At 67.0% G+C, this 25,977-nt stretch carries 22 protein-coding genes; 14 read left to right on the top strand and 8 right to left on the bottom strand.

What is annotated here, in order from left to right; translation table 11 throughout:
• Window positions 1-35 precede the first annotated feature (35 nt).
• The 4 genes from SGR02S_RS10990 (at window position 36) to SGR02S_RS10975 (ending at window position 5,308) form a co-directional block, all read left to right on the top strand.
• Window positions 36-323 (top strand): 4a-hydroxytetrahydrobiopterin dehydratase, encoded by a 288-nt coding sequence (locus SGR02S_RS10990; RefSeq protein ID WP_067109312.1) that lies wholly within the window; start codon window positions 36-38, stop codon window positions 321-323.
• A 7-nt stretch (window positions 324-330) separates the two neighbouring features.
• Complete coding sequence (locus tag SGR02S_RS10985) at window positions 331-972, top strand: YoaK family protein (RefSeq protein WP_067109309.1); 642 nt, start codon at window positions 331-333, stop codon at window positions 970-972.
• Between the two features lie 64 nt (window positions 973-1,036).
• A complete protein-coding gene (locus SGR02S_RS10980; protein ID WP_067109306.1) occupies window positions 1,037-2,440 on the top strand; it encodes an amino acid permease in 1,404 nt (467 codons plus the stop codon).
• A 69-nt stretch (window positions 2,441-2,509) separates the two neighbouring features.
• A complete protein-coding gene (locus SGR02S_RS10975; protein WP_255211448.1) occupies window positions 2,510-5,308 on the top strand; it encodes a DUF3857 domain-containing protein in 2,799 nt (932 codons plus the stop codon).
• Here the strand turns inward: SGR02S_RS10975 and SGR02S_RS10970 are convergent.
• Together SGR02S_RS10970 and SGR02S_RS10965 are read right to left on the bottom strand one after the other, a co-directional pair.
• Window positions 5,281-5,643, bottom strand: a complete 363-nt coding sequence (locus tag SGR02S_RS10970) for a DUF2218 domain-containing protein (RefSeq protein WP_067109300.1) — start codon at window positions 5,641-5,643, stop codon at window positions 5,281-5,283. The two genes, SGR02S_RS10975 and SGR02S_RS10970, sit on opposite strands and share 28 nt — an antisense overlap.
• Window positions 5,640-6,233: a PadR family transcriptional regulator gene (locus SGR02S_RS10965; RefSeq protein ID WP_419964906.1), complete on the bottom strand. Its 594-nt coding sequence runs from the start codon at window positions 6,231-6,233 to the stop codon at window positions 5,640-5,642. The genes SGR02S_RS10970 and SGR02S_RS10965 overlap by 4 nt, the downstream gene beginning before the upstream one ends.
• Before the next feature lie 491 nt (window positions 6,234-6,724).
• On the opposite strand from SGR02S_RS10965, the gene rplJ reads away from it, so the two are divergent.
• Entirely contained in the window at window positions 6,725-7,240 is a 516-nt protein-coding gene (gene rplJ, locus SGR02S_RS10960; RefSeq protein ID WP_067109297.1) for a 50S ribosomal protein L10, read from the top strand.
• Between the two features lie 67 nt (window positions 7,241-7,307).
• Window positions 7,308-7,682: a 50S ribosomal protein L7/L12 gene (gene rplL / locus SGR02S_RS10955; protein ID WP_067109294.1), complete on the top strand. Its 375-nt coding sequence runs from the start codon at window positions 7,308-7,310 to the stop codon at window positions 7,680-7,682.
• A gap of 88 nt (window positions 7,683-7,770) precedes the next feature.
• Here rplL and SGR02S_RS10950 read toward each other — a convergent pair whose 3' ends face one another.
• Together SGR02S_RS10950 and SGR02S_RS10945 are read right to left on the bottom strand one after the other, a co-directional pair.
• Complete coding sequence (locus SGR02S_RS10950) at window positions 7,771-8,664, bottom strand: hypothetical protein (RefSeq protein WP_156483053.1); 894 nt, start codon at window positions 8,662-8,664, stop codon at window positions 7,771-7,773.
• A gap of 249 nt (window positions 8,665-8,913) precedes the next feature.
• Entirely contained in the window at window positions 8,914-10,356 is a 1,443-nt protein-coding gene (locus SGR02S_RS10945; protein ID WP_067109288.1) for an 8'-apo-carotenoid 13,14-cleaving dioxygenase, read from the bottom strand.
• Window positions 10,357-10,428: 72 nt separating this feature from the next.
• Here SGR02S_RS10945 and SGR02S_RS10940 point away from each other — a divergent pair, with 72 nt between their 5' ends.
• Entirely contained in the window at window positions 10,429-11,070 is a 642-nt protein-coding gene (locus tag SGR02S_RS10940) for a TetR/AcrR family transcriptional regulator (protein ID WP_067109283.1), read from the top strand.
• An 85-nt stretch (window positions 11,071-11,155) separates the two neighbouring features.
• On the opposite strand, the gene SGR02S_RS10935 is transcribed toward SGR02S_RS10940, so the two are convergent.
• Window positions 11,156-11,740, bottom strand: coding sequence for a hypothetical protein (locus tag SGR02S_RS10935; protein WP_255211447.1), 585 nt, complete (start codon window positions 11,738-11,740; stop codon window positions 11,156-11,158).
• A 242-nt stretch (window positions 11,741-11,982) separates the two neighbouring features.
• Between SGR02S_RS10935 and SGR02S_RS10930 the strand changes: the two genes are divergently transcribed.
• From SGR02S_RS10930 to SGR02S_RS10910, 5 genes are all read left to right on the top strand, one after another.
• Window positions 11,983-12,219 (top strand): hexameric tyrosine-coordinated heme protein, encoded by a 237-nt coding sequence (locus SGR02S_RS10930; RefSeq protein WP_067109277.1) that lies wholly within the window; start codon window positions 11,983-11,985, stop codon window positions 12,217-12,219.
• Complete coding sequence (locus SGR02S_RS10925) at window positions 12,216-12,749, top strand: redoxin domain-containing protein (protein WP_067109274.1); 534 nt, start codon at window positions 12,216-12,218, stop codon at window positions 12,747-12,749. Before SGR02S_RS10930 ends, SGR02S_RS10925 begins: the two co-directional genes overlap by 4 nt.
• A 309-nt stretch (window positions 12,750-13,058) precedes the next feature.
• Entirely contained in the window at window positions 13,059-17,237 is a 4,179-nt protein-coding gene (rpoB, locus tag SGR02S_RS10920; protein WP_067109270.1) for a DNA-directed RNA polymerase subunit beta, read from the top strand.
• A gap of 53 nt (window positions 17,238-17,290) precedes the next feature.
• Complete coding sequence (gene rpoC, locus SGR02S_RS10915; protein WP_067109266.1) at window positions 17,291-21,574, top strand: DNA-directed RNA polymerase subunit beta'; 4,284 nt, start codon at window positions 17,291-17,293, stop codon at window positions 21,572-21,574.
• Between the two features lie 453 nt (window positions 21,575-22,027).
• Window positions 22,028-22,723 carry a protein-S-isoprenylcysteine O-methyltransferase gene (locus SGR02S_RS10910; protein WP_218000132.1) on the top strand — a complete coding sequence of 232 codons (696 nt, stop codon included), beginning with the start codon at window positions 22,028-22,030 and terminating at the stop codon, window positions 22,721-22,723.
• A gap of 92 nt (window positions 22,724-22,815) precedes the next feature.
• Here the strand turns inward: SGR02S_RS10910 and SGR02S_RS10905 are convergent, their stop codons facing one another.
• Both SGR02S_RS10905 and SGR02S_RS20570 read right to left on the bottom strand, forming a co-directional pair.
• On the bottom strand, window positions 22,816-22,995 hold the full coding sequence (locus tag SGR02S_RS10905; RefSeq protein WP_067109263.1) for a PspC domain-containing protein: 180 nt from the start codon (window positions 22,993-22,995) through the stop codon (window positions 22,816-22,818).
• 58 nt (window positions 22,996-23,053) lie between these two features.
• On the bottom strand, window positions 23,054-23,179 hold the full coding sequence (locus SGR02S_RS20570) for a hypothetical protein (protein WP_255211446.1): 126 nt from the start codon (window positions 23,177-23,179) through the stop codon (window positions 23,054-23,056).
• 340 nt (window positions 23,180-23,519) lie between these two features.
• Between SGR02S_RS20570 and recF the strand changes: the two genes are divergently transcribed.
• Entirely contained in the window at window positions 23,520-24,635 is a 1,116-nt protein-coding gene (gene recF, locus SGR02S_RS10900; protein ID WP_067109261.1) for a DNA replication/repair protein RecF, read from the top strand.
• Between the two features lie 49 nt (window positions 24,636-24,684).
• Here the strand turns inward: recF and arsC are convergent, their stop codons facing one another.
• The gene (arsC, locus tag SGR02S_RS10895) at window positions 24,685-25,029 is read right to left on the bottom strand and encodes an arsenate reductase (glutaredoxin) (protein WP_067109258.1); all 345 of its coding nucleotides are present in this window, start codon (window positions 25,027-25,029) and stop codon (window positions 24,685-24,687) included.
• 205 nt (window positions 25,030-25,234) lie between these two features.
• Here arsC and SGR02S_RS10890 point away from each other — a divergent pair, with 205 nt between their 5' ends.
• Window positions 25,235-25,951: a murein L,D-transpeptidase catalytic domain family protein gene (locus SGR02S_RS10890; RefSeq protein ID WP_255211445.1), complete on the top strand. Its 717-nt coding sequence runs from the start codon at window positions 25,235-25,237 to the stop codon at window positions 25,949-25,951.
• Window positions 25,952-25,977: the final 26 nt, after the last annotated feature.

Genomic DNA, 25,977 nt, shown 5'->3' with positions numbered 1-25,977 from the left:
CGGGCGCGCGGCCTTGACCAGCGGGAGAAGAACAGGTGGTCCAGAAACTCGACGATGCGGCGCGCGCCGCGCTGCTCGCCCGCTTCCCCGACTGGCGGCACGAACCCGACCGCGACGCGATCGTGCGACGGTTCCAGTTCGCCGATTTCGCGCAGGCCTTCGGTTTCATGGCCAGCGTCGCGATCGTCGCGGAGAAGATGGATCATCATCCCGAATGGTCGAACGTATACAACCGCGTCGACATATTGCTGACCACGCACGACGCGAACGGCCTGTCGGAGCGCGACGCCCGGCTGGCCGAGGCGATCGAGGCCCTGCTTTGACACACCGATGATCCGTTTCGACCGCGCTTATCAGACACTGGCAATCGGGGTGGCGGCGCTGGCGGGCTTCGTCGACGCCATCGGCTTCGTCGAGACCGCCGGCTTCTTCGTCTCCTTCATGACGGGCAACTCGACGCGCTTCGCGGTCGGGGTCGCGGAGGGGACGCGCGGCGCGGCGATCGCCGGCGGCCTGATCGCGACCTTCGTGGCCGGCGTCGTCGCCGGTTCGCTCGTCGCCGAACAGTATCGCAGCGTCCGGACGCCCGCGGTGCTGTCGTGCGCGACGCTGCTGCTGTGCGCCGCCGCGGGGCTGCGCGCGGTCGATGCGGTCTGGCCCGCGGTCCTGAGCCTGACGCTCGCCATGGGGGTGGTCAATGCGGCGTTCCGCGGGCGCGACGGCGCGGTGGTCGGCGTCACCTATATGACCGGCACGCTCGTCCAGACCGGCTACAAGCTCGCCAACCGGCTGCGCGGCGAAGGCGACGCGCGCTGGTGGCCGCATCTGGCGCTGTGGGCTGGGCTTACCGGCGGCGCTATCCTGGGCGCGGTCGCGGTCATCCAGTGGGGCGTGCTCGCCTATGGCGCCGCGATCGGACTTGCCGCCGCGCTGACGCTGCGCGCCGCGGCGATCGATCGCCAGGCGCGGTGAAGCGGCGCTTGCCTTCGCCGCGCCGCCGCTCCACAAGACCGCAAACCAGAGAGGGGAACAACGCATGTCCGACAGCCTGCTGCGCCGCAAAGTAATCGAGACGGAGGGGCGGGGCGATCAACTGGTGCGCACGCTGAGCTGGCCGCACCTGGTGGCGCTGGGCGTCGGCGCGATCGTCGGCACGGGCATATTGACGCTGATCGGGGTCGGCGCCGACAAGGCCGGACCGGCGGTGATCCTGTCCTTTGCCGTCGCGGGCATCATCTGCGCCTGCGCCGCGCTCGCCTATGCCGAGATGGCGACGATGATCCCGGCATCGGGAAGCGCCTATACCTACAGCTATGTCGTGATCGGCGAACTGATCGCCTGGATCGTCGGGTGGAGCCTGATCCTCGAATATTCGCTGGTGGTCAGCGCGGTCGCGGTCGGCTGGTCGGGCTATGCCGCGCCGCTGCTGCAATCCTGGGCGGGCATGCCGATGGCGTTGATGCAGGGGCCCGAACTCGGCGGCATCGTCAACCTGCCGGCGATCGCGATCATCGCTCTCGTCGCCGGGATGCTGCTGTACGGCACGCGCGAGAGCGCGACGGTCAACGCGATCCTCGTGCTCGTCAAGATCGCGGCGCTCGCCGTGTTCGTCGCGGTCGCGCTGCCTGCCTTCGATGCCGCGAACCTGGAGCCGTTCAGCCCCTATGGCTTCGCCAAGCACATGGGCCCCGACGGCGTCGAGCGCGGGGTGATGGCGGCCGCGGCGATCATCTTCTTCGCCTTCTACGGCTTCGACGCCATCGCGACGGCGGCCGAGGAGACCAAGAACCCCGACCGCGACCTGAAGATCGGAATCGTCGGGTCGATGATCGCCTGCGTCGCCATCTATATCGCCGTGGCCGTCGCCGCGGTGGGTGCGGTCGCCTATGGCCGCTTCGCGAATAGCCCCGAACCGCTGGCGCTGATCCTGCGCGAGCTCGGGCAGCCGCTCGCCGCGCATTATCTCGCTATTTCGGCGGTGATCGCGCTGCCGACGGTGATCCTAGCCTTTTTCTATGGCCAGAGCCGCATCTTCTTCACCATGGCGCGCGACGGTCTGCTTCCCGAAGGGTTGGCGAAGCTGTCGGGACGCGGGACGCCGGTGCGCATCACCATCTTCACTGCGCTCGTCGTCGCGGTGCTGGCGGGCTTCATCCCGCTCGGCGAACTGGCCGCGCTCGCCAACGCGGGGACGCTCGCCGCTTTCACCGCCGTCTCGCTGTGCATGCTCATCATGCGCCGCCGCGCGCCCGATGCGCCGCGCACCTTCCGCGCGCCGATGCCGTGGGTGGTCGGCATCGTCGCGATGCTCGGCTGCGTCTATCTCTTCTTCAGCCTGCCGGTGAATACGCAGATCTGGTTCTGCGTGTGGAATGCGGCGGGTCTCGCCGTCTATTTCCTCTATGCGCGCAAGCGCGCGCTGGCGGCGGCAGCGAGCTGAGGTCGGTTCGGCCGCATCGGGCGGGGCGCCCATGCGGTCGAGGGCATGGTATCCACACGGGGGGAGGTAATGATGCGGTGTTGGGGGCGGATGCTGGTCGTGGCGGCGGCGGCGCTGCCGGCGGGCGCGGCATCGGCGGGCGAGGAACCGCTTTACCGGCCGGCGCCCGAATGGGTGACGCCCGTCAAGCTGCCCGACATGGCGAGCGCGCCGAACGGGTTGCTCGTCCTCGACATCCAGCAGCGCGTCGACGGGCCCACCGTCTGGGCGTTCAGCGATACGGCGGTGAAGATCGGCACGCCCGAGGAATTGTCGCAAAGCAGCAACATCGTCCTGCCCTGGTCGCCCGACAAGGGCGACCTGATCATCCACCAGCTCGTCATCCTCCGTGACGGGACAGAGATCGACGCGCTCGCCAACGGGCAGAAATTCACCGTGCTGCGCCGTGAGCAGGCGCTCGAGCAGCGCGAACTGACCGGCATCCTGTCGGCGGCGCTGGCGGTCGAGGGGCTGCGGGTCGGCGACACGCTGCGGCTGCGCATGTCGACGACGAGCAAGGATGCGGCGCTCGGCGGGCGCAGCCAGCTCGCCGTCCCGCTGCTCGCAGAACCGGTTCGCGTCGCGTCGGCGTCCTATCGCCTGTCGTGGCGCAAGGACGAGCCGCTCAAGTGGCAGGCGCTGACCGGCGGCGTCGACGCCGCGCCGCGGCGCAACGGCGATTTCATGGAATTGCCTATCGCACTGCCACTGGCGAAGCAGCCCGAGATGCCCGACGATGCGCCGATCCGCTATCGCCGGCCGCCGATGGTCGAGGCCTCGACCTTTACCGGCTGGGACGATGTGTCGAAGGTGATGGCGCCGCTCTATGCGACCGAGGGGACGATCGCCGACGGCAGCCCGATCGCGGCCGAGGTGGAACGGATCATGGCGGCGACCGACGATCCGCTGCGCCGGACGGCGATGGCGCTGCAACTGGTGCAGGACAAGGTCCGCTATCTGGCGGTCGGCATGGACGGTGGCAATTATGTACCGCAGACCCCCGCGAAAACGTGGGATGCGCGCTATGGCGACTGCAAGGCCAAGACCTTGCTGCTGCTCGCCATGCTGCACGCGATGGAGATTGACGCGGAGCCGATGATGGCGCACGCCCAGCTCGGCGACGCGATCCCCTCGCGGATTCCGAGCGTGCTCGCGTTCAACCATATCCTCGTGCGGGCGCATGTCGGGGGCAGGGCGCTGTGGCTGGACGGCACGGCGCTCGGCACCAGGCTGCCCGACCTTGGCGACCCGCCGCCTTTCGGTCATGTGCTGCCGGTGCGGGCGGCCGGCGCGGAACTGGAGCGGATCGACGCGCGCCCGCCGGCGCGGCCGATCGTCGATCTCGCCCTCGACGCCGACGAAAGCACCAGCGTCGACCTGCCATCGGTTATGACGGTCGACATGACGCTGCGCGGCCAGCTTGCGAGCCTGCTCACGCTGGCCTCGTCGCAGCTCGGCGCGAAGGAGAGCCGCGACCTGACCCAGCGCCTGCTGCAGGAATATGTCGGCGAAGCCCAGTTCGAGGATGTGACCGTAACGCCGGCGGTCGAGGACGGCAGCATTTCGATCCGTGCCCGCGGCGTGTTCGGCAGCGCGTGGGATCGCGTCGACAAGCGCACCGAGCGCTGGCTGGCGCGCATTCCCGATATCGTGGCGTTCGCGCCCGACCGCGCGCGCGCCGCCTGGGCCGAGATTCCCGTGGCGACGCCGGGTCCCGATCGCGCCCGTTACCGCCTTCGCATCCGTCTGCCCGACGGTGGGCGCGGGTATCGGATCGAAGGCGAAGGGGCGCTCGACGGCCGCTATGGCGGATATGAGGTGCAGCGATCGGTGACGCTGGCCGACGGCATCGTCACCGTCGACGAGACGCTGGCGACCTCCGGCATCGAGATTCCGGCGGCGCAGGTCGCGGGAGAGCGCGACCGGGTCGCGACGATGCTGGGGCAGGCGCCGCGGATGATCGCGCCCGAGGACGCGCGCCGTCGCTGGAACCTCGCCGGGGCGGCTTCGACGTCGCAGCTCGACGCGATCAAGGCGATCTATGCGGCCAATGCCGCCAAGGCGGACGAGGAGAATATCACCGCGCTGACCAGCGCCACGTCGTTCCAGCGCGGCATCGGCGATTTCAAGGCGGCCGAGGCGATGCTCACGCGGCAGATCGCGCTGCTTCCTTCGGTCGATGCCTATCTGGAGCGGTCGGCGGTCCGCAAGGAGCTGGGCAACAGCACGGGCGCGATCGCCGACGCTGAGGAGGCGCGCAAGCTCGACCCATCGTCGGCGTCCGCGATATCGTCGCTGGCGTGGCTGGTCGCCGCGCAGGGCGATGTCGACCGGGCGGCGCGGCTGCTCGACGAGCGTATCGCGCTGGGCGGCAAGGCGCGCGACGATTTCCGCTTCGCCAAGGCGGCGATGGTCGGCGAGTTCGGTGAAGCGCAGGCCGCCATCGACGCGTTCGACGCGCTGATCGGGGAGAAGCCGGGCTCGCCGGCGCTGCTCAACGCGCGCTGCTGGGTGAAGGCGACGCGCAACGTCGCGATCGACACTGCGCTCAAGGACTGCACCTCGGCGATCGAGCTGAGCGAGAGCACGGCGAACATCCTCGACAGCCGCGCGCTCGTGTGGATGCGGCTCGGCCGCGACGAGGATGCGCTGCGCGACCTCGATGCGGCGCTGTCGCAAATTCCGGCGCTCGCCTCCAGCCGCCTGCTGCGTGCGATCGTCAACAAGCGGCTGGGCCATGGCGAGCGAGCGGCGGCCGACCTGGCGGTTGCCCGCCAGCTGTCCCCCGCGCTCGAACGCGATTACGCGCGGTTCGGCCTGAAACCCTGATCTTCGGGCGCGCGCCAGTCGAAGGCCAGCGGCGCCTCGCGAAAGGCGAAGCGGTCGAGGTGGCGGGCGACCACCTCTTTCAGCGCTTCGAGATGCTCGGCGCTGCTGGCGTCGATGCGGACGGTCAGCGCGGCGGCGGTGGCGTCGAAGGTGACGCGCGCGTCGCCGGGCCAGTCGGCCCCGCGCACATCGCGCGGGAACACGACCGTTCCGCGATCGGGGGTGAACTCGACCGCCAGATTATGCTGCCAATGCTTGCATAACTGCTGGAGGTAGCGGCTGGCGTGGCCGGTCGGCACCGTGGCGGTGGCGGCGCTCGTCGCTTCCTCCGTCACAGCCGCTCGATCTTCTGCGCCGCCTCGTCGATCAGCGCGACGACCTGGTGCACCGTCGCCTCGTCGAGGTCGCGCGAACGCAGCCGGTTGACGAGCACCGCGCGCAGGTTGCCCATCGCGCGGCGGACCGACGCGCTGTCGGTGCGCTGCTGCTCCTCGCCGATCGCGGCAAGGCGCGCGATCAGCGCTTCGACGAGCTCGCGGTTCGCCGCCAGTTCCTCTTCGCCGGCGGCGGTGATCGCGAACAGCTTCTTCGCGCCTTCTCTCTGCTGCGCCTCGATCTGCCCCATGTCGTCGAGCAGGGTAAGGGTGGGATAGACGACGCCCGGGCTCGGCGCATAGGTGCCGCCGGTCAGTTCCTCGATCCGGCGGATCAAGTCGTAACCGTGGCGCGGTTCGTCGGCGATCAGCTTCAACAGCACAAGCCGCAGTTCGCCGCTGTCGAACATGCGGCGACGCGGACCGCGCGCGCCGTCGTCATGGCCGCGCCGGCCGCCGAAGCCCGGACCAAACCCATGGCCGAAGCCGCGTCCGCCGCGATGCATGCCGTGCCGTTTGCCGCAGCCGTCCTTATGTCGATGAAAATGCATGATATCTTTCCTTTATGTGTTTCAAGATGTTTCTAAGATATATCTTAAATAGATTTTGGCAAGGGCGAATGATGAGTTTCATGTGGCGCCGGGTCATTTTGAATGCGGCGGCTGAGATCTGACTCCCCTCCCGCAGGCGGGAGGGGAGATCAGGTAGGCGCACGACATCCTAATGACCCCCCACGCCTTGACTTTGCGCGCCGCGCCGCTATGAGCGCCCCCGTGTTGTCAGGGCCCCGGCCCCGGCAATTCCGTCCGAGACCGTTGGTGCGGGGGATTTGCCCCGCTTAATTTCCAGCCTAGACGGGGAACAGTCTTTATCGGTCGCCCGCCTGGCTCCGCCCGGCGTTCGCGGCTTGACCGCCCCCATCGGACATCGTTGCGCGCGGATCGGCGGGATGCGTCCCGTGTCTGTCCGCGCGTGTGTCAGCCGCCCGGCGGCGCGCGCATTCCGGTGCGCGGGCTTTCGGGCATGAGTGGAGAAACAAGGCATGGATCGTGCTCAAAAGGCCGAAGCCGTATCCGCGCTGAACGCTACGCTGTCGAATGCAGCCTCGGTTGTGATTGTTCGCAACCTGGGCCTCACCGTCGCCCAGTCGACGGTGCTTCGCCAGCAGATGCGTGACGCCGGCGCGAGCTTCAAGGTCTCGAAGAACCGTCTCGCCCGTATCGCGCTCGACGGCACGCCCTATACCGGTATCGGCGATCTGCTGACCGGCCCCACGGCCATTGCTTCATCCGCCGATCCGGTGGCTGCTGCGAAGGTTGCGGTGGAATTTGCCAAGACCAACGACAAGCTCGAGATCGTTGGCGGCGGCATGGGGGACGTAGTCCTCGACGTGGAAGGCGTCAAGGCGCTTGCGGCGCTGCCGTCGCTCGACCAACTGCGCGCCACGCTGGTCGGCCTGGTTCAGGCCCCGGCCACCAAGGTTGCCCAGATTGCGGCAGCCCCGGCGGGTCAGCTTGCGCGGGTGTTTGGCGCCTATGGTGCCAAGGAAGCGGCATAAGTCTTTTACCTGATTATCTATCTGCAACAATTCACCGGGTTTTCCCGGTCCCATATGGAGAATGAACATGGCTGATCTTGCCAAGATCGTTGAAGACCTGTCGGCGCTGACCGTTCTGGAAGCCGCCGAGCTTTCGAAGCTGCTCGAAGAGAAGTGGGGCGTTTCGGCCGCCGCCGCGGTTGCGGTTGCCGCTCCCGCCGCTGGTGGCGCCGCTCCGGCTGCCGAAGAGCAGACTGAATTCGACGTCATCCTGACGGGCGACGGTGGTCAGAAGATCAACGTCATCAAGGAAGTCCGCGCGATCACCGGCCTGGGCCTGGGCGAAGCCAAGGCGCTCGTCGAAGGCGCGCCGAAGGCCGTCAAGGAAGGCGCCAACAAGGCGGAAGCCGAAGAAATCAAGAAGAAGCTGGAAGCTGCCGGCGCGACCGTCGAACTCAAGTAATCGGTCGTGCGGGTCGCGGCGGGCCTGTCCCGCCGCTTCCGCTAAAGAAAAAGGGCGGTGCCGTATGGCGCCGCCCTTTTTCTGTTGGTCAGCCGCGGGTCAGGCCGGGACGGCGCGTCTCGCCGAGACGACCCGGCGCCGGCCGGCGTACCTCCTGCTCGGCCACCGGGGCCGGGGCGGGGCGCTGCGAAACCTCCCACGCGCTCACCGGCTTGCGGCGCAGGTCCTTCTGGCCCGCGAGCATGGCGTCGTAGCGGGCGCGGTCCTGTCGATCGAGGAAGCGTGCGCGCACGAGGCGCTTGCGGAGCGTGACGAAGGGGTTGCCCGGGGTAGGGCCGGCCATCGCCATCGCTTCGTGACGACCCATGCCGGCAGCAGGGGTTGCGGCAAAGGCGGGCGCGCTCGGCGGCGTCGGCGAGGGTGCGGGAACCGCCGGGACCGGATCGGCTGCACGGGCATCGTCGATGAAGACGGTGTCGAACGCTTCTTCCTCATCCGCCGTACGCCGGCGGCGTGCGAAGGCGAGGCCGGCGCCGCCGATCACCAGCAAGGCCGCGGCGCCGCCGACGATCTCCCAGGGAAAGGAGTCATTGCCCGTCGCGCGCTGCGCAACTGGTTCGGCCATGGTCTCGGCCGGCGGCGCAACGGTCGCGGGGGCTGCGGCAAGCGGAGCGGCCGCTGTCATCTCGGCGGCTGGCGCCGTTTCAGCGGGGGCTGTTTCGACGGGCGCCGGCGCGGCGGCGGCCCGAGCGGACTCTGCCGCGCGCGGCCGTGCCGGGGCACGCTGCGCCTGTGTCGGGGCCGCTGCGGCTGCCGCCTTCGGTTCGGCCTTGGGCGTGTCCGCCTCGTCGGGCGGCGCGATATCGAGGGGAACGCGGATCACCGGCTGCGGCGCGGGCGGCGCGGGCGGCGTGGCGACGGGGGCCGTGGAAGCGGCCGGGCCGGGTGCCGGAACGGTCGGTGCGGCGACCGGCGGGCTCATCGGCATCGTGGGGGATATTGTGGGAGGCGCCGTCGGCGCTTCCTGCGCGAAAGCGGCAGGGGCGGACAGGACCAAGAGCGCGGCAATCGCGCTCGTGGCGGGGCGGGAGAGGGCAATATGTCTTGTCATAGTGACAATCGAACGGATGGCGCGCGCAAAGCGCTGCCCAAAACAACCGATTTCCACGATGAGCCGTTGTCCTGAGGCGGCTGGGCGAAGATTGGGCGCTGCTGCGTCCGCCCGAAGGCGTCAGTCGGCGACCCAGTTGCCGTGGAATCCCGGCGGCACCCGGTGCGGCAGATGCACGACGGCTTGCGGCGGTCCGCTGAAGTCGTCGGCGTTCAGGATCGTCAGTTCGGTCGTCTGGTCGTTCATGTCGACGACCAGCCCGATCAGCCAGCCGTCATCCTCCGCGCCCGCCGCCGCGCGCGGCACGAAGACGAATTCGCCGGGATGGCGTCCGGGGCCGAAGTCGCGCGCTTCGGTCGTGCCTTTCTCCAGATCGTGGCGCAGCAGCCGTGTCTCGGCGATCGCCATCTCGGCGCCGGCGCTTTCGGACAGCGCGACGCTGTAGATATAGCGATAGGGGCGCGTCGTCAGCCGCTCGTCGTAACGCGGGAATTCCTGCGGCTGGTCGTCGATGACCGTGCGCAGCGTCGTCCGCGCCGCGGGATCGATCGTCCAGCGTTCGAGCCGCGACCGCTCGCTGTCGGGGCCGCGTTTCGAGCGCGCGAACATCGTGTCGTGCGCGACGACATCGACGATCACCTTGCCGTCCGCCGTCTCAAACGCATTGGCAGGGTGAAAAACATAGCAGGGATCGACCGGCACCCAGACGATGTCGTCGCCGCGCCCGGTGCGGGGCAGCAGGCCGATCCGCGCCGGATGACGCTCGTTCCACGCATAGGGAAAGCTGTGCCCGGCGAGCAGCGATTTCATCGAGAAGGTGACGGGCAGGTCGAAGACCAGCGCATAATGTTCGGTAATCGCGCAGTCGTGGATCGACGGCCCGTCGCTGACCGCGACCGGTTCTTCGCGGATCACATGCGCGTCGGCGTCGAGGACGACGTGCCACACGCGGTTCGGCTCGCCCCCGGCATAGGTGACCGCATGCGTCTCGTTGGCGAAGGGGTCGTGGTGCGGGTGCGCGCTGTAGGGACCGGCGAGCGTGCCGTCGAACGGATTGTGCGCGATGCTGTCCAGCGTGTCGGACAGTTCGACCGGCTTGCCGCCCGCCTCGACGATCGCAAAGGTCCGCCCGGCCAGCCCGACGACATTGGTGTTCGGCGCATCGTTGCGGTCGCCGCGCGGTCCGGGCGGCAGTGGTTCGCCGAGCGCCTCGCACGCCTCGGCCCCGCGCACCCAGCGGTTGCGGTACCAGTGCGCCCGGCCGTCCGCGATGCGGATGCCATGGACCATTCCGGCGCCCGTGAACCAGTGGTAGCTCGCGGGATCGGGGGGGAGAGCCGGATTGGGGCCGTTGCGCAGGTAGCGGCCGGACAGCGCGGCGGGAATATCGCCCTCGACGCGCAGCGCCTCCAGCGTCAGTTCCTCGGTCATCGGCGTGTGGATGCCGGTCAGATAGGGATGCGCGTCGGTCGGTTGGGGCAGGCGCCTGCGATTATAGTCCGCCACCTTGGTGATACCCTTGGTCACCGCGCTGCGGATCAGATTTTCGACGTTGCTGGCCATGGCAGTGCTCCTCTGCTCCTCGGTCCGGACTCTGCGCTTGCGCGATCGAGTCGCTATGTTTACGGTGGCAACATGGCAGGCGATGATAACAGTGTCAACTTGGAAAGCGGCCTGGCCGCGCCGGCACCGGACGCGGAGGGCACCGTGCCGCGGGGCGGCTCCTATCACCACGGCGATCTGCGCGCGGCGGTCATCGCGGCGGGGATGAAACGGCTGGCGGAAGGCGACGGGAGCGACTTGGGCCTGCGCGCACTGGCGCGCGACGTGGGGGTGAGCGCCACTGCCCTTTATCGCCATTTCCCCGACAAAGAGGCGTTGCTCGACGCGCTTGCCGACGAAGGGCTGCGGCGACTGGGCGCGCTTCAGGCGCAGGCGTGGCTGAAGGCGGGCGGCGGCAAGGCGGGCTTCCTTGCGACCGGCATCGCCTATGTCCGCTTCGCGCATGACGAGCCCGCGATCTTCCGGTTGAGCTTCACGCGGCAGATGCCGGAGCGTTATCGCGACGGCGGTGCCGACGGGGGAGAGACCGCCTATCATCTGCTGCGCGCCGGGGTGGCGCAGGCGCTGCCCGATCTCGACGATCCCGAACCCGCGTCACTCCACGCCTGGGCCGTGGTCCACGGCCTCGCCATGCTGATCCTCGATCACCGGGTCGAATGGGACGAGACGATGGTGGAGAAGGTCGTCGGCCTGACCTTCGGCGTCGCCGAATAGGAACCCTCCTTCCGGATGCACCATACGAAGAAGGGCGCGGAACCGCGATGGTTCCGCGCCCTTCCTGTTTGCGATCTGCGACGCGTCAGTTCGCGGAGCGATCCGGCGTCTCGGTATCGGCATCGGCAACCGCTTCGCTCGCGGTTGCCGGGGCCGTCGCTTCGGCGACCGCCGCGGCGAACTGCTCGGCGGTGAAGCTGGTGGCGAGACCCTTGGGCGAGAGGAAGAAGGCATGGCGCGGCAGCTTGACGTCGCCGCTCGATGTCGCGACGACGATGCCGTCGGCTTCGACCAGCTTGACCTTGCCGACCACGGCGCTGCCATTCGCGCCGAGGATATCGGCACCCGGCTGGATCGCGGCGTCGAGTGCGGCGGCGGTCTGGGCGGCCGCCTGATCGACCGCGGCGGTCAACTGCGCGCGGGTGATGGTGATCGCGGGGCCCTTGTCGGACTGGCCGAATGCATTCTTGGGAAGGGTGACCGGCTTGTCGCCCAGCATCACGACGATATTGTCGCCGACCTCGCTGGAAACCGGACCGATTTCGGCGCCTTCGGAATCATAGACGACCGTTCCGGGCGCAAGATTGGGGCCGGCCGCGGCCTGGGCCGCTTCCTGCGCTGCCGCCGGAGCAGCAGCGGCGAGGGCCATGCCGAGGGAAAGAGACGTCATCAAACAGGCGATCTTTCGCATCGCGTTCATTCTCCTTGGTGATCAACAGACATGCACGCTGAACCCGCCAGCGCGCGATATAGCCAACGCGATGCTGCCGAACCGTGCGTTCGGCGGGACGAGTCGTGTAATCGGCCGCGACGGGGCGGCGACGGCGCTCGGCGCCGATGTGCATTTTCGGCTGCAAAGGCCTAGGCTCGCCGCGGCTGTCCGAGTCCGGGCGCCCGCAAAGGAGAAAAAGGATGAGTGACGCAAGCTGGCTGCCGAGCCTGACGACCGAAACGCCCGAAGAGGGCTTCGCGCTCGCGGTCAAGATGGCGCGTATCGCGGTCAAGCTGACGCAGCCCGACGCCGCGGTCCGCGATGCGGGCCGGGCGGCCTATGGCGGCAATGCCGATTCACTGATCGCCGCGTCGCAGGTCGTCGCGACCCATTTCGCGACCGTCGCCGCGGCGAACGACTATTGGAAGGGCCGGTGACGGCCGGAGCGGGCGCGGCCCCCGAACTCGACATTGCGCGCTGGTTCAACAGCGCGCCGCTGTCGCTCGCGGCGCTGCGCGGCCGCGTCGTGGCGATCGGCGCCTTCCAGATGCTGTGCCCCGGCTGCGTCGCCAACGGCCTGCCGCAGCTCCAGCGGATATATGAGCTGTTCCCGAAGGAAGCGGTCGCCGTCATCGGCCTGCACAGCGTGTTCGAACATCATGCCGCGATGACCCCGGTGTCGCTCGAGCCCTTTCTCCACGAATATCGTATCGCCTTTCCGGTGGCGGTCGATCGCCACGACGATCCGGCGGGCATGCCGGTCACGATGGCGCGCTATGGTCTGCGCGGCACGCCGAGCCTGTTGCTGATCGACCGGCAGGGCCGCCTTCGCCTGCATCGCTTCGGCCATGTCCCAGACCTCGCCGTCGGCGCCGCGATCCAGCAACTGCTCGACGAGGGGGAGGGCGCGATTCCGCCGGTCGGGCAGGAGGGCGACGTCTGCGCCGTCGGAGGCGATTGCGGCTGAGGGTGCGGGTCCGAGCCCGCTTCAACATGCTTCGTCATGCTGAAACAAGTTCAGCATGACATGGGGGTGAGTGCGCGGGGCATCGTGGCAACCTCCCCACGTTGACAGCGCGCGGCTCCGATCCTATATCGCGCCCACACCTCCTTACGTCCGGGACGGGTCCGACCTTGCGCAGCGGGCCACAGGAATAGGGCTTCGGGGATTTCGGGATGCGTTGAGAAGCTGCGGTAAACCGGCAACGGTTGCCTGCGGCCTTTTTGCGTCCCTATCGCGCTCGCGACTTGATTTTTTGCAGGCGAGACAATCACTATGGCGACCAAGGCGACGTCGGTGGGCAAGGCCCTCGAAGCAACCGCAAGCAAGCGAATCCGCAAGCTGTTCGGCAACATCCACGAAGCGGTGGAAATGCCCAACCTCATCGAGGTGCAGCGCGAATCCTATGAACAGTTTCTGCGGTCCGACCCCTCGGTCGGCTATGTCTCGGGCCTCGAAAAGACGCTGCGCAGCGTTTTCCCGATCCGCGATTTCGCCGGCACCGCCGAACTCGACTTCGTCCACTACGAACTCGAAGATCCGAAATATGACGTCGAGGAATGCCGTCAGCGCGGCATCACCTATGCGGCGCCGATGAAGGTCACGCTGCGCCTGATCGTGTTCGAGGTCGATAGCGAAACTGACACCCGCTCGGTCCTCGATATCAAGGAGCAGGACGTCTACATGGGCGACATGCCGCTCATGACCGAGAACGGCACCTTCTTCATCAACGGCACCGAGCGCGTCATCGTGTCGCAGATGCACCGTTCACCGGGCGTGCTCTTCGACCATGACCGCGGCAAGACCCATTCGTCGGGCAAATATCTGTTTGCCGCGCGCGTCATTCCCTATCGCGGTTCGTGGCTCGATTTCGAGTTCGACGCCAAGGACATCGTCAACGTCCGCATCGACCGCAAGCGCAAGCTGCCGGTCACGACTCTGCTTTATGCGCTGGGCATGTCGGGCGAGGACATCCTCAATTTCTTCTACGACCGCCTCGTCTTCGAGCGCGCCGAGAACGGCTGGAAGGTGCCCTTCGTCGTCGAGAACTGGCGCGGTGCCAAGCCCGCGTTCGACGTCGTCGACGCCAAGACCGGCGAAGTCGTCTTCGCCGCGGGCCACAAGATCAGCCCGCGTCTCGCCAACAAGGCGGCGAAGGACGGGCTCGACACGCTGCTGATCCCGACCGAGGAAATCTTCGGCCGCTATTCGGCCTATGACCTGATCAACGAGGCGACCGGCGAGATCTATATCGAGGCCGGCGACGAAGTGACGGCCGAGAATCTCGAAAAGATGGACGCGGCGGGCATCGACAAGCTGGTGCTGCTCGACATCGACCACAACAACACCGGCCCGTGGATCCGCAACACGCTGAAGGCCGACAAGGCCGAGGACCGCGACCAGGCGCTGAGCGACATCTATCGCGTCATGCGCCCCGGCGAACCGCCGACGCGCGAGACGGCGGAAGCGCTGTTCGGCGGCCTCTTCTTCGACCCCGAGCGTTACGACCTGTCGGCGGTCGGCCGCGTCAAACTCAACATGCGCCTCGGCCTCGATGCCGAGGACACGGTGACGACGCTGCGCAGCGAGGACATCCTCGCCGTGGTCAAGGAGCTGGTGAACCTGAAGGACGGCAAGGGCGAGATCGACGATATCGACAATCTCGGCAACCGCCGCGTCCGTTCGGTCGGCGAACTGCTGGAAAATCAGTATCGCGTCGGCTTGCTGCGCATGGAGCGCGCGGTGAAGGAGCGCATGTCGTCGGTCGACGTGTCGACCGTCATGCCGAACGACCTGATCAACGCGAAGCCCGCGGTCGCCGCGGTGCGCGAATTCTTCGGCTCGTCGCAGCTTTCGCAGTTCATGGACCAGACCAACCCGCTGTCCGAAGTCACCCACAAGCGCCGCGTTTCGGCGCTCGGGCCGGGCGGTCTGACGCGTGAGCGCGCGGGCTTCGAGGTCCGCGACGTTCACCCGACCCACTATGGCCGCATCTGTCCGATCGAAACGCCGGAAGGTCCGAACATCGGTCTGATCAACAGCCTCGCGACCTTTGCGCGCGTCAATAAATACGGCTTCATCGAGACGCCGTATCGCCGCATCGTCGACGGCAAGGTGACCAACGAGGTCGTCTATCTGTCGGCGATGGAGGAATCGAAGCACACCGTCGCGCAGGCGAACGCCGATCTCAACCCCGACGGCAGCTTTGCCGAGGAACTGATCTCGGCGCGCGAGGCGGGCGAATTCCTGATGGCGCCGAAGGGCCAGATCACGCTGATGGACGTGTCGCCGAAGCAGCTCGTTTCGGTCGCGGCGTCGCTGATCCCCTTCCTCGAGAACGACGACGCCAACCGCGCGCTGATGGGATCGAACATGCAGCGTCAGGCGGTGCCGCTGCTGCGGGCCGAGGCGCCCGTGGTCGGCACCGGCATGGAAGGCACCGTCGCGCGCGATTCGGGCGCGGCCATCGCGGCGCGCCGCGGCGGTATCGTCGATCAGGTCGATGCGACCCGCATCGTCATCCGCGCGACCGACATGGTCGAACCGGGCAAGTCGGGCGTCGACATCTATCGCCTGCAGAAGTTCCAGCGCTCGAACCAGAACACCTGTATCAACCAGCGCCCGCTGGTGAAGGTGGGCGAGGTGATCCGCACCGGCGACATCATCGCCGACGGTCCGTCGACCGAACTCGGCGAACTGGCGCTCGGCAAGAATGTGCTCGTCGCCTTCATGCCGTGGAACGGCTACAATTATGAGGACTCGATCCTCATTTCCGAGCGCATCGTGAAGGACGACGTCTTCACCTCGATCCATATCGAGGAGTTCGAGGTCACCGCGCGCGATACGCGCCTCGGGCCGGAAGACATCACCCGCGACATTCCGAACGTCGGCGAGGAAGCGCTGCGTAACCTCGACGAGGCGGGCATCGTCTATATCGGCGCCGAGGTCGGCCCGGGCGATATCCTGGTCGGCAAGATCACGCCGAAGGGCGAAAGCCCGATGACGCCGGAAGAAAAGCTGCTGCGCGCCATCTTCGGCGAAAAGGCGAGCGACGTGCGCGACACCTCGCTGCGCCTGCCGCCGGGTGTGTCTGGCACGGTCGTCGAGGTTCGCGTCTTCAACCGCCACGGCATCGACAAGGACGAGCGCGCGATCGCGATCGAACGCGAGGAGATCGAACGGCTGAAGCAGGACGCCGACGACGAACGCTCGATCCTCAACCGCGCGACCTTCTCCAGCCTCAAGGAACTGCTGGTCGGCCAGACTACAAGCGCGGTGCCGAAGGGCATGAAGAAGGGCGATGCGCTGACCGAAGAGCAGCTTGTCGAGCTCGAACGCTCCGACTGGTGGAAGCTCGCCGTCGTCGACGACCGCGCACAGGCCGCGCTCGAAGCGATCAAGGCGCAGTATGACGAGGCGATCAAGCGCATCAACGCGAAATATGAGGATCGCGTCGAAAAGCTGCAGCGCGGCGACGAACTGGCGCCGGGCGTGCTCAAGATGGTCAAGGTGTTCGTCGCGATCAAGCGCAAGCTGCAGTCGGGCGACAAGATGGCCGGCCGTCACGGCAACAAGGGCATCATCAGCCGCATTCTGCCGATCGAGGACATGCCGTTCCTCGAGGATGGGACGCACGTCGATGTCGTGCTCAACCCGCTGGGCGTGCCGAGCCGCATGAACGTGGGGCAGATCCTCGAAACGCACCTCGGCTGGGCATCGCGCGGCTTCGGGCGGCAGATCACCGCGGCGCTCGACGAGTGGCGCGCGGCGAACCCGAACCCCGAAGCGGCATCGCCGCCTGAGGCGGTCCGTGAGGCGCTGCTCAATGCCTATGGCGAGGACTATGCCGCCGACATCGAGGCGCGGACCCCCGATCAGGTCGTCGACCTCGCCGGGCGGCTGTCGCTGGGCGTGCCCTTCGCGACGCCGGTGTTCGACGGCGCGCGCGAGGGCGACGTGTCGGCGATGCTCGAACGCGCCGGGCTCGATCGCTCGGGTCAGGTCGATCTGTATGACGGCCGCACCGGCGATCGCTTCGACCGCCGGGTGACGGTGGGATATATGTATATCCTCAAGCTGCACCACCTGGTCGACGACAAGATCCACGCGCGGTCGATCGGTCCCTACAGCCTCGTCACCCAGCAGCCGCTGGGCGGTAAGGCGCAGTTCGGCGGCCAGCGCTTCGGCGAGATGGAGGTCTGGGCGCTCCAGGCCTATGGCGCTGCGTACACGCTGCAGGAAATGCTGACGGTGAAGTCCGACGATGTGATCGGCCGCACCAAGGTCTATGAAGCGATCGTCAAGGGCGACGACACCTTCGAGGCCGGCATTCCCGAAAGCTTCAACGTGCTCGTCAAGGAAATGCGCTCGCTGGGCCTCAACGTCGAGCTTTCGTCCTATGCGGACGAAGACCCCGACGAAGGTCCGGACGCTCTTCCCGAAGCCGCCGAATGATTTTTTCCTCACCCCTCTCGCTGGCCGCGAGAGGGGAAGATGGAGCCTGAAATATGAACCAGCTTACCAACTTCATGAACCCGGTGGCGAAGCCCGAAACCTTCGACATGATCAAGATCGGCATCGCCAGCCCCGAGCGTATCCGCTCGTGGTCGTTCGGCGAGATCAAGAAGCCCGAGACGATCAACTACCGCACGTTCAAGCCCGAGCGCGACGGCCTGTTCTGCGCGCGCATCTTCGGTCCGATCAAGGATTACGAATGCCTGTGCGGCAAGTACAAGCGCATGAAATACAAGGGAATCGTGTGCGAGAAGTGCGGCGTCGAGGTCACGGTGACCAAGGTCCGCCGCGAGCGCATGGGCCATATCGAACTCGCCGCGCCGGTCGCGCACATCTGGTTCCTGAAGTCGCTGCCGTCGCGCATCGGCCTGCTGCTCGACATGCAGCTCAAGCAGCTTGAGCGCGTCCTCTATTTCGAGGCCTATATCGTCCTCGAACCCGGCCTGACGCCGCTGGAGAAGTTCCAGCTTTTGACCGAGGACGAACTGCTCGACGCGCAGGACGAATATGGCGAGGACGCCTTCTCGGCCGGGATCGGTGCCGAGGCGATCCGCGTGCTGCTCGAGAATCTCGATCTCGAACAGGAACGCAGCGATCTGATGGAAGAGCTGGCGACGACCAAGTCGGAGCTCAAGCCCAAGAAGATCATCAAGCGCCTGAAGGTCGTGGAGAGCTTCATCGAATCGGGCAACCGTCCCGAATGGATGATCCTGGAAGTCATCCCCGTGATCCCGCCCGAACTGCGCCCGCTGGTGCCGCTCGACGGCGGCCGCTTCGCGACGTCGGACCTCAACGACCTCTACCGCCGCGTCATCAACCGCAACAACCGTCTGAAAAGGCTGATGGAACTGCGCGCCCCGGACATCATCGTCCGCAACGAAAAGCGCATGTTGCAGGAAGCCGTCGACGCATTGTTCGACAACGGCCGCCGCGGCCGCACGATCACCGGCGCCAACAAGCGTCCGCTCAAGTCGCTGTCCGACATGCTTAAGGGCAAGCAGGGCCGCTTCCGCCAGAACCTGCTCGGCAAGCGCGTCGACTATTCGGGCCGTTCGGTCATCGTGACCGGCCCCGAACTCAAGCTGCACCAGTGCGGCCTGCCCAAGAAGATGGCGCTCGAACTGTTCAAGCCGTTCATCTACGCGCGCCTCGACGCCAAGGGTCTGTCGATGACCCTGAAGCAGGCGAAGAAGTGGGTCGAGAAGGAACGCAAGGAAGTCTGGGACATCCTCGACGAGGTGATCCGCGAGCATCCGGTGCTGCTGAACCGCGCGCCGACGCTCCACCGCCTCGGCATCCAGGCGTTCGAGCCGGTGCTGATCGAGGGTAAGGCGATCCAGCTCCACCCGCTGGTCTGCGCCGCGTTCAACGCCGACTTCGACGGCGACCAGATGGCCGTGCACGTCCCGCTGTCGCTCGAAGCGCAGCTCGAAGCGCGCGTGCTGATGATGTCGACCAACAACATCCTGTCCCCCGCGAACGGCAAGCCGATCATCGTGCCGTCGCAGGACATGGTTCTCGGTCTCTATTATCTGTCGATGGAGCGCGAGGGCGAGCCGGGCGAGGGCATGCTGCTCGCCGACATGGCCGAGGTGCACCAGGCGCTCTACACGGGCGCGGTGACGCTGCACACGCGCGTGATCAGCCGCGTCCCGCAGACCGACGAGCAGGGCAACAGCTACCTCAAGCGGTTCGAGACCACCCCGGGCCGCATGCTGATCGGCGAATGCCTGCCGAAGTCGCACACCGTGCCCTTCGACGTCGTCAACCGTCTCCTCACCAAGAAGGAGATCGGCGACGTCATCGACCAGGTCTATCGCCACACCGGGCAGAAGGAGACGGTGCTGTTCGCCGACGCGATCATGGCGCTGGGCTTCCGTCACGCTTTCCGTGCCGGCATCTCGTTTGGCAAGGACGACATGATCATCCCGGCGGCCAAGGAGAAGCTGGTCGACGAGACGCGCGCCCTGGTGAAGGATTTCGAGCAGCAGTATCAGGACGGTCTGATCACGCAGCAAGAAAAATACAACAAGGCGATCGATGCCTGGTCGCAGTGTGGCGACAAGGTCGCGAACGCGATGATGGACGAGATCCGCGCTACGCCGAAGCTCGACGACGGTCGCCTCGCGCCGATCAACTCGATCTACATGATGGCGCACTCGGGTGCCCGCGGTTCGCAGGCGCAGATGAAGCAGCTCGCCGGCATGCGCGGGCTGATGGCCAAGCCGTCGGGCGAGATCATCGAAACGCCGATCATCTCGAACTTCAAGGAAGGCCTGACCGTCCTCGAATATTTCAACTCGACCCACGGCGCCCGCAAGGGCCTGGCGGACACGGCGCTCAAGACGGCGAACTCAGGCTATCTGACCCGCCGTCTCGTCGACGTGTCGCAGGATTGCGTGGTGATCGAGGAGGATTGCGGCACCGATCGCGGCATGGAAATGCGCGCGATCGTGCAGGGCGGATCGGTGATCGCGTCGCTCGGCGAGCGCATCCTCGGCCGCACGACGCTCGAGGACGTCACCGATTCCGACGGCACGCTGCTCGCGCCGGTCGGAACGCTGCTCGACGAAGCCACGGTCGCGAAGATCGAGGAGGCCGAGGTTCAGGCGGTCAAGATTCGCAGCCCGCTCGTTTGCGAAGCGGCGCTGGGCGTCTGCGCCAAATGCTATGGCCGCGACCTCGCGCGCGGCACGCCGGTGAACATCGGTGAAGCGGTCGGCGTCATCGCGGCGCAGTCGATCGGCGAGCCGGGCACGCAGCTCACGATGCGGACCTTTCACATCGGCGGCGCGGCGCAGGTCAACGAACAGTCGAACCTGGAGGCGATCTCCGACGGCACGATCGAATATCGCGACATGGAAACGATCGTCGATCAGCGCGGCCGCCGTCTGGCGCTGTCGCGTTCGGGCGAGATCGCGGTCATCGACCCCGAGGGCCGCGAGCGCGCGACCCATCGCCTGCCCTATGGTGCGCAGATCATGCACAAGGACGGCGAAAAGGTGAAGAAGGGCGACCGGATCGCCGAATGGGATCCGTTCACCATGCCGCTGATCACCGAAAAGAACGGTGTCGTGAAGTATCAGGACCTGATCGACGGCAAGACGCTGGCCGAACAGGTCGACGAGGCGACCGGCATCGCGCAGCGCGTCGTCATCGAATATCGCGCCACGGGCCGCGGCAAGAAGGAAGAGCTCCAGCCGCGGCTGACCCTGCTCGATGAGACGAGCGGCGAAGCGGCGCGCTACCTGCTCGCGGTCGGCACGATGATCTCGGTCGACGACGGGCAGGACGTGAAGGCGGGCGACGTGCTGGCGCGCGTCACGCGCGAAGCGTCGAAGACGCGCGACATCACCGGCGGTCTGCCGCGCGTCGCCGAACTGTTCGAGGCGCGCATCCCCAAGGATAATTCGGTGATCGCCAAGATCAGCGGCCGCATCGAATTCGTCAAGGATTACAAGGCGAAGCGCAAGATCGCGATCGTTCCGGAAGAAGGCGATCCGGTCGAATATCTGATCCCCAAGTCGAAGGTGCTCGAGGTGCAGGAAGGCGACTATGTGAAGCGCGGCGACGCGCTGATCAGCGGCTCGCCCAACCCGCACGACATCCTCGACGTCATGGGGGTCGAGGCACTGGCCGAGTTCCTCGTCGCGGAGATCCAGGAAGTCTATCGACTCCAGGGCGTGAAGATCAACGACAAGCACATCGAGGTGATCGTCCGCCAGATGCTGCAGAAGGTCGAGATCACCGACGGCGGCGACACCACGCTGCTGCCGGGCGAGCAGCTCGATTATCTGGAGATGATGGAATATAACGCCAAGCTGCCCAAGAACGGCAAGCCTGCCGAGGGCCGCCCGGTCCTCCTCGGTATCACCAAGGCGAGCCTGCAGACGCGCAGCTTCGTCTCGGCGGCGTCCTTCCAGGAAACGACCCGCGTTCTCACCGAAGCATCGGTGCAGGGCAAGGTCGACTCGCTGATGGGCCTCAAGGAGAATGTCATCGTCGGCCGCCTGATCCCGGCGGGCACCGGCGCGGCGATGAACCGCGTCCGCGTCACCGCTTCGTCGAAGGACGCCGCGCTGCGCGCCGCCATGCGCGCCGCGAACGAGGCGCACCTCGTCGCGCCGCAGACGGCGGCCGAGGAGCATGCGGCCGAACTGGCGCAGGGCCCCGAAGCCGCGCTGGGCGACGATCCGCTCGGCAAGGTACAGGGCGAGGACTTCACCACCGACGACGTGATGGTCGAGGACCGTCCCGAAGGCGGCGAGGAAGAATAAGCCTCACGCCGGCCCGACGGCCAAAGGAAAGAAGCCCCGCCGGAGCGATCCGGCGGGGCTTTCTTTTGGGAGTCCGGTGGCTCGCGAATATGTCTGCGTTCGGCACGGCCAATCCCTCCTGTTACGCTACCCTGAACGGGATTGGTTCGTCTCCTCCCTTGGAACATGGCGGATCTCGCTCCCCGGCGAAAGCCGGGGTCCGGAAGCGGCAGCGCCATCTGGCATGGACCCCGGCTTTCGCCGGGGAACAATTCCTGTCGGGCAGGGATAATCCCCAGCTTCAGGGGACGCGGCCTGCCCTTGAATGAAGGTGAGGTCGGCCACGGATGTCGAAACGAGTTCGGCATGGGCAAGAGGCCGAGAGTTTCCGGTTGGCCCTCTTTTTAATAGATATTGAGAATCAATATCAAATATAGTAAGCGGCAGCCATCGACGCACGCACGGGAGGGAAAGATGGCGGACAAGGCGCAGCGACCGATCCTGAAAGGGCTGGTCATGGCGGCGACCGTGATCGTCGCTCTCGCGTTGTTGCTGGCTGCCGCGCTGCGATGGCGGGAGAATGGCTGGGGGGCGCTGGTCTGGCTCGCGGCCTTCGTCGCGACCTTCGCCATTCGCACGCCGCATGCGAAGCGCAACCGCGCCAATATCGTGGTCGATGCGCGCAAAGGACTGGACGAAATCCTGCTGCTTGCGGCGATGTTTCTTGCGATGATGGTGCTGCCCCTTCTTCATCTTGCGGTAGGGGGCCTTGGCTTTGCCGACTATTCGCTGCCCGACTGGGCGACGGCGATCGGGGCGCTGGCGCAGCCCGCCTATCTGTGGCTGTTCTGGCGCAGCCATGCGGACCTTGGCCGTAACTGGAGTCCGGGGCTGGAGGTTCGCGACGGGCACCAGCTGGTTGCAAAGGGCATCTATGCCCGTATTCGCCATCCCATGTATGCCGCGATCTGGATATCGGCGCTCGCGCAGCCGCTGTTGATCCATAATTGGATCGCCGGCTTTCTGGTCGTGCCGGCCTTCGCGGCCATGTGGTTCCTTCGCGTTCCGAACGAGGAGGCTCTGATGCGCGGCCGGTTCGGCGACGCATGGGACGAATATTGCGCGCGCACCGGCCGTTTGTTCCCGAAAAGGGGCGCGCTGAATCGATGAATGAAAAAGCCCGCCGGCGCGGCCGACGGGCTTCTGGTTCTGGAAATGGGCGGGCCGGTGCTGGCGCCTCGAAGGCGGCCGGCCCGGTGCTGCTAGGGCGCGAGGATCGCGACGGTCAGGTAGAGCAGCAGCGGCAGGCCGAAGCCGAGCAAGGTCAGCGCCACGAAGGCGACGCGTGTCCACAAGACGTCGAAGCCGAACTGATCGGCCAGGCCGGCACAGACCCCGAAGATCAGGCCGTCCTGACGATTCTTGCGAAAACCCTGTTTCATGTTGTTCCTTTCGATCCCGGCCGCGGGGGCCGGCGTTACTGGCGAAGGCTGCGGCCGGTCAGACGACCAGCGAGCCGACCTGCGCGTTCTGGGCGGCAATCGCCATCAGCAGGGCCGAGGCATAGAGCGATGCGAAGGCGGCGAGGGCGTAGCTCTTGAACGAGTCCATGTCGAAACGGGCCATTGTGAAGTTCCTTTCTTTCCTCCCATCCGGGTTGTCCGGTGGATGTCCCGTGTTTTGCAGGGATCGTGCCAATTGCGTTCATTGGCGGTTCAGCGCTGTTTTTGCGGTTTTGATATTTTATTTCGTTGTGAAAATTGCGCGATGATGGGAAAAAATGCCATTGATCGGCATGATCTATGCGGCTTGGATCCGGCGGGGTGTTTTTCGTCACCTCCGCATGGAAGGCCGGTTCGCCCCCAGGTTCGTGGCCGATGAACCCGCCTGCTGATCCCGCTGTCGCGCCGCACGGGGCGAAAGAGCGGTTTCCCTTGGCGTGGGAAATATCCTACGCGGAAAGCCGATGACGCTGATCCGCCTCTCGCTGACCGATTTTCGCAATCACGCCGGCGCGGATCTGGCCGCTGGTCCGGGGCTGGTCGCGCTCCACGGCGACAATGGCGCGGGCAAGACCAATATATTGGAGGCGATCTCGCTGCTCGCGCCGGGTCGCGGGCTGCGCCGCGCGCCGCTCGCCGAGATGGTGCGCGACGGGGCGAGCGGCGGCTTCGCGGTGTTCGCGGAGGTGCTTGCGGGCGACGATCTGCCGCCGGTCGCGCTCGGCACCGGGATCGAGCCCGCGCATCCGGGGCGGCGGCTGGTGCGGATCAACGGCGGCGCGGCGGCGGCGACCGCGCTCGGCGACTGGCTGGCGGTGCTGTGGCTCACCCCCGCGATGGACCGGCTGTTCGTCGAGACCGCGGGGAACCGGCGGCGCTTCCTCGACCGGCTGGTGCTGGCGCTCGATCCCCGCCACGCGCAGCACGGCAACCGCTACGAGGCGGCGCTGCGCGCGCGCGGCAAGCTGCTCGCCGACGCGGCTTCGGCGGACCCGCAATGGCTTGCCAGTCTCGAAGCGCAACTCGCCGAGCATGGCGCCGCAATCGACGCGGCGCGGCAGCACACGCTCGCGGCGCTGTCCGCCGAACTGGCGCAGCAGCCCGACGCCCCCTTCGCGCGGCCGCTGCTGACGCTCGTCGACAGCGAAGGAGAGGCCCGCGCCGAACCATGGACGGCCGAGGCGCTGCGTGCGCTGTTCGCGGGGCGGCGGCGGATCGACGCGGCGGCGGGACGGGCGACCGCCGGGCCGCACCGCGACGATCTGTCCGCCGTCCACGCCGCGAGCGGCCGCGCGGCGGCGCGCTGTTCGACCGGCGAGCAAAAGGCAATGCTGCTCTCGCTCATCCTCGCGCACGGCGATTGCGTGGCGCGGGCGCGGGCGCGGGGGCGGCGGCCGGTGCTGCTACTCGACGAGGTCGCCGCGCATCTCGACCCATCGCGCCGTGCCGCGCTCTACGAGCGGCTCGCGGGGCAGGGAGGGCAGGCGTGGCTGACCGGAACCGAGGCGGCGCTGTTCGACGCCATGCCGGGCCCGGTGACGCGTTTCCATATCGCGGGCGGTCGGATTTCGGCCGCATGAGGGACGGATCGGCCGATGTCGGCGTCAATGCACGTGACGGAGCGGCAGTCTAGAGAATTTCCCGTACCACGTCCTGCGGCCGGCAGTAACGCACACCCTTGTCGGTTTCGACGAAGGGCCGGTTCACATAGGCGGGATTGGCCACCATCGCGGCGATGATTGCGTCCTCGTCCGCGTCGGGCAGGCCCCGCTCCTCGGCGTCGGTGCCGCGCAGGCGAAGCGCTTCGCGCGCCGTCAGCCCGGCGTCCGCGAAGAGTTGCTGCAACTTGTCGGCGGTGTAGGGCGTCTTCAGATATTCGACGACCTCGACCTCGACGCCGGGCGTCTCTTCGAGGATGGCGAGGGTCTTGCGCGAGGTGCCGCAGGCGGGATTGTGCCAGATGGTCGCTTTCATGCGCTCGCTCCTACCGCGCGGGTCCGGCGCGGGCAAGGTCGTGAAAAGGGGCGCCGGCGTAAACCCGCTATTCATGGCGAATATGCCACATTCTCCCGCATGACGAAGCACGACCGTCTTGCCTTTGCCACGCGGACAGGCGCTTATGACGATCGAGGAGCCGCCGGCTGGCGGCCGATGCGGGGTTGGGTTGCACGTGAATGAGATGATGGATCGCAGGGCGATGCTGGCGGCCTTGGCCGGTGCGGGGGCGATGGCCGCCGTCCCGGCCCGCGCGCAGTTCCCCGACTGGATTCGGCAGCCGGTGGCGCCGCCCGCGCCGCCGGTCGATTATCTGGCGGTCGCGCGCCAGCAGCTCGAACGGCAGGGCAACCGAATCGGCCAGACCGATCGCGTCGGCATCGTCGATTTCGGACTGCCCTCTTCGCGTCCGCGCTTCGCGCTCGTCGACCTCGTCGCGGGCACCATCGACCTCTATCCGGTGACCCACGGTCGCGGTTCCGACCCGCAGCACGACGGTTGGCTCAAGAGTTTCTCGAACCGCGTCGGATCGCTGGCCAGTTCGCGCGGCGCCTATCGCACCAGCGACTATTATTGGGGCGCCAACGGTTCGTCGATGCGCCTCGCGGGGCTGGAGCCCGACAACAGCAACGCCGACATCCGCGCGATCGTCGTCCACGGCGCCTGGTATGCCGACCCCGCGCTGATCGCGACGCAGGGCAAGCTCGGGCGCAGCGAAGGCTGCTTCGTGTTCGGCGAGGCGCTGCTGCCGCAGATTCTCTACAAGCTCGGCCCCGGGCGCCTGCTCTTCGCCGACAAGCTGAGCGTATCGCCGCCGCCGGCGCCGTTCGAGCTGCCGCCGGTCGCGGACAATATCATCCGCACCGGCGCCAACGGAACGCTGCCCAAGACGGCGGATTAGGGCATGATCGTCCTTGAATGAAAAGG

Source organism: Sphingopyxis granuli NBRC 100800, from assembly GCF_001591045.1.
In the GTDB taxonomy this organism is placed as follows: domain Bacteria; phylum Pseudomonadota; class Alphaproteobacteria; order Sphingomonadales; family Sphingomonadaceae; genus Sphingopyxis; species Sphingopyxis granuli.
This window is presented reverse-complemented; position numbering and strand designations above follow the sequence as displayed.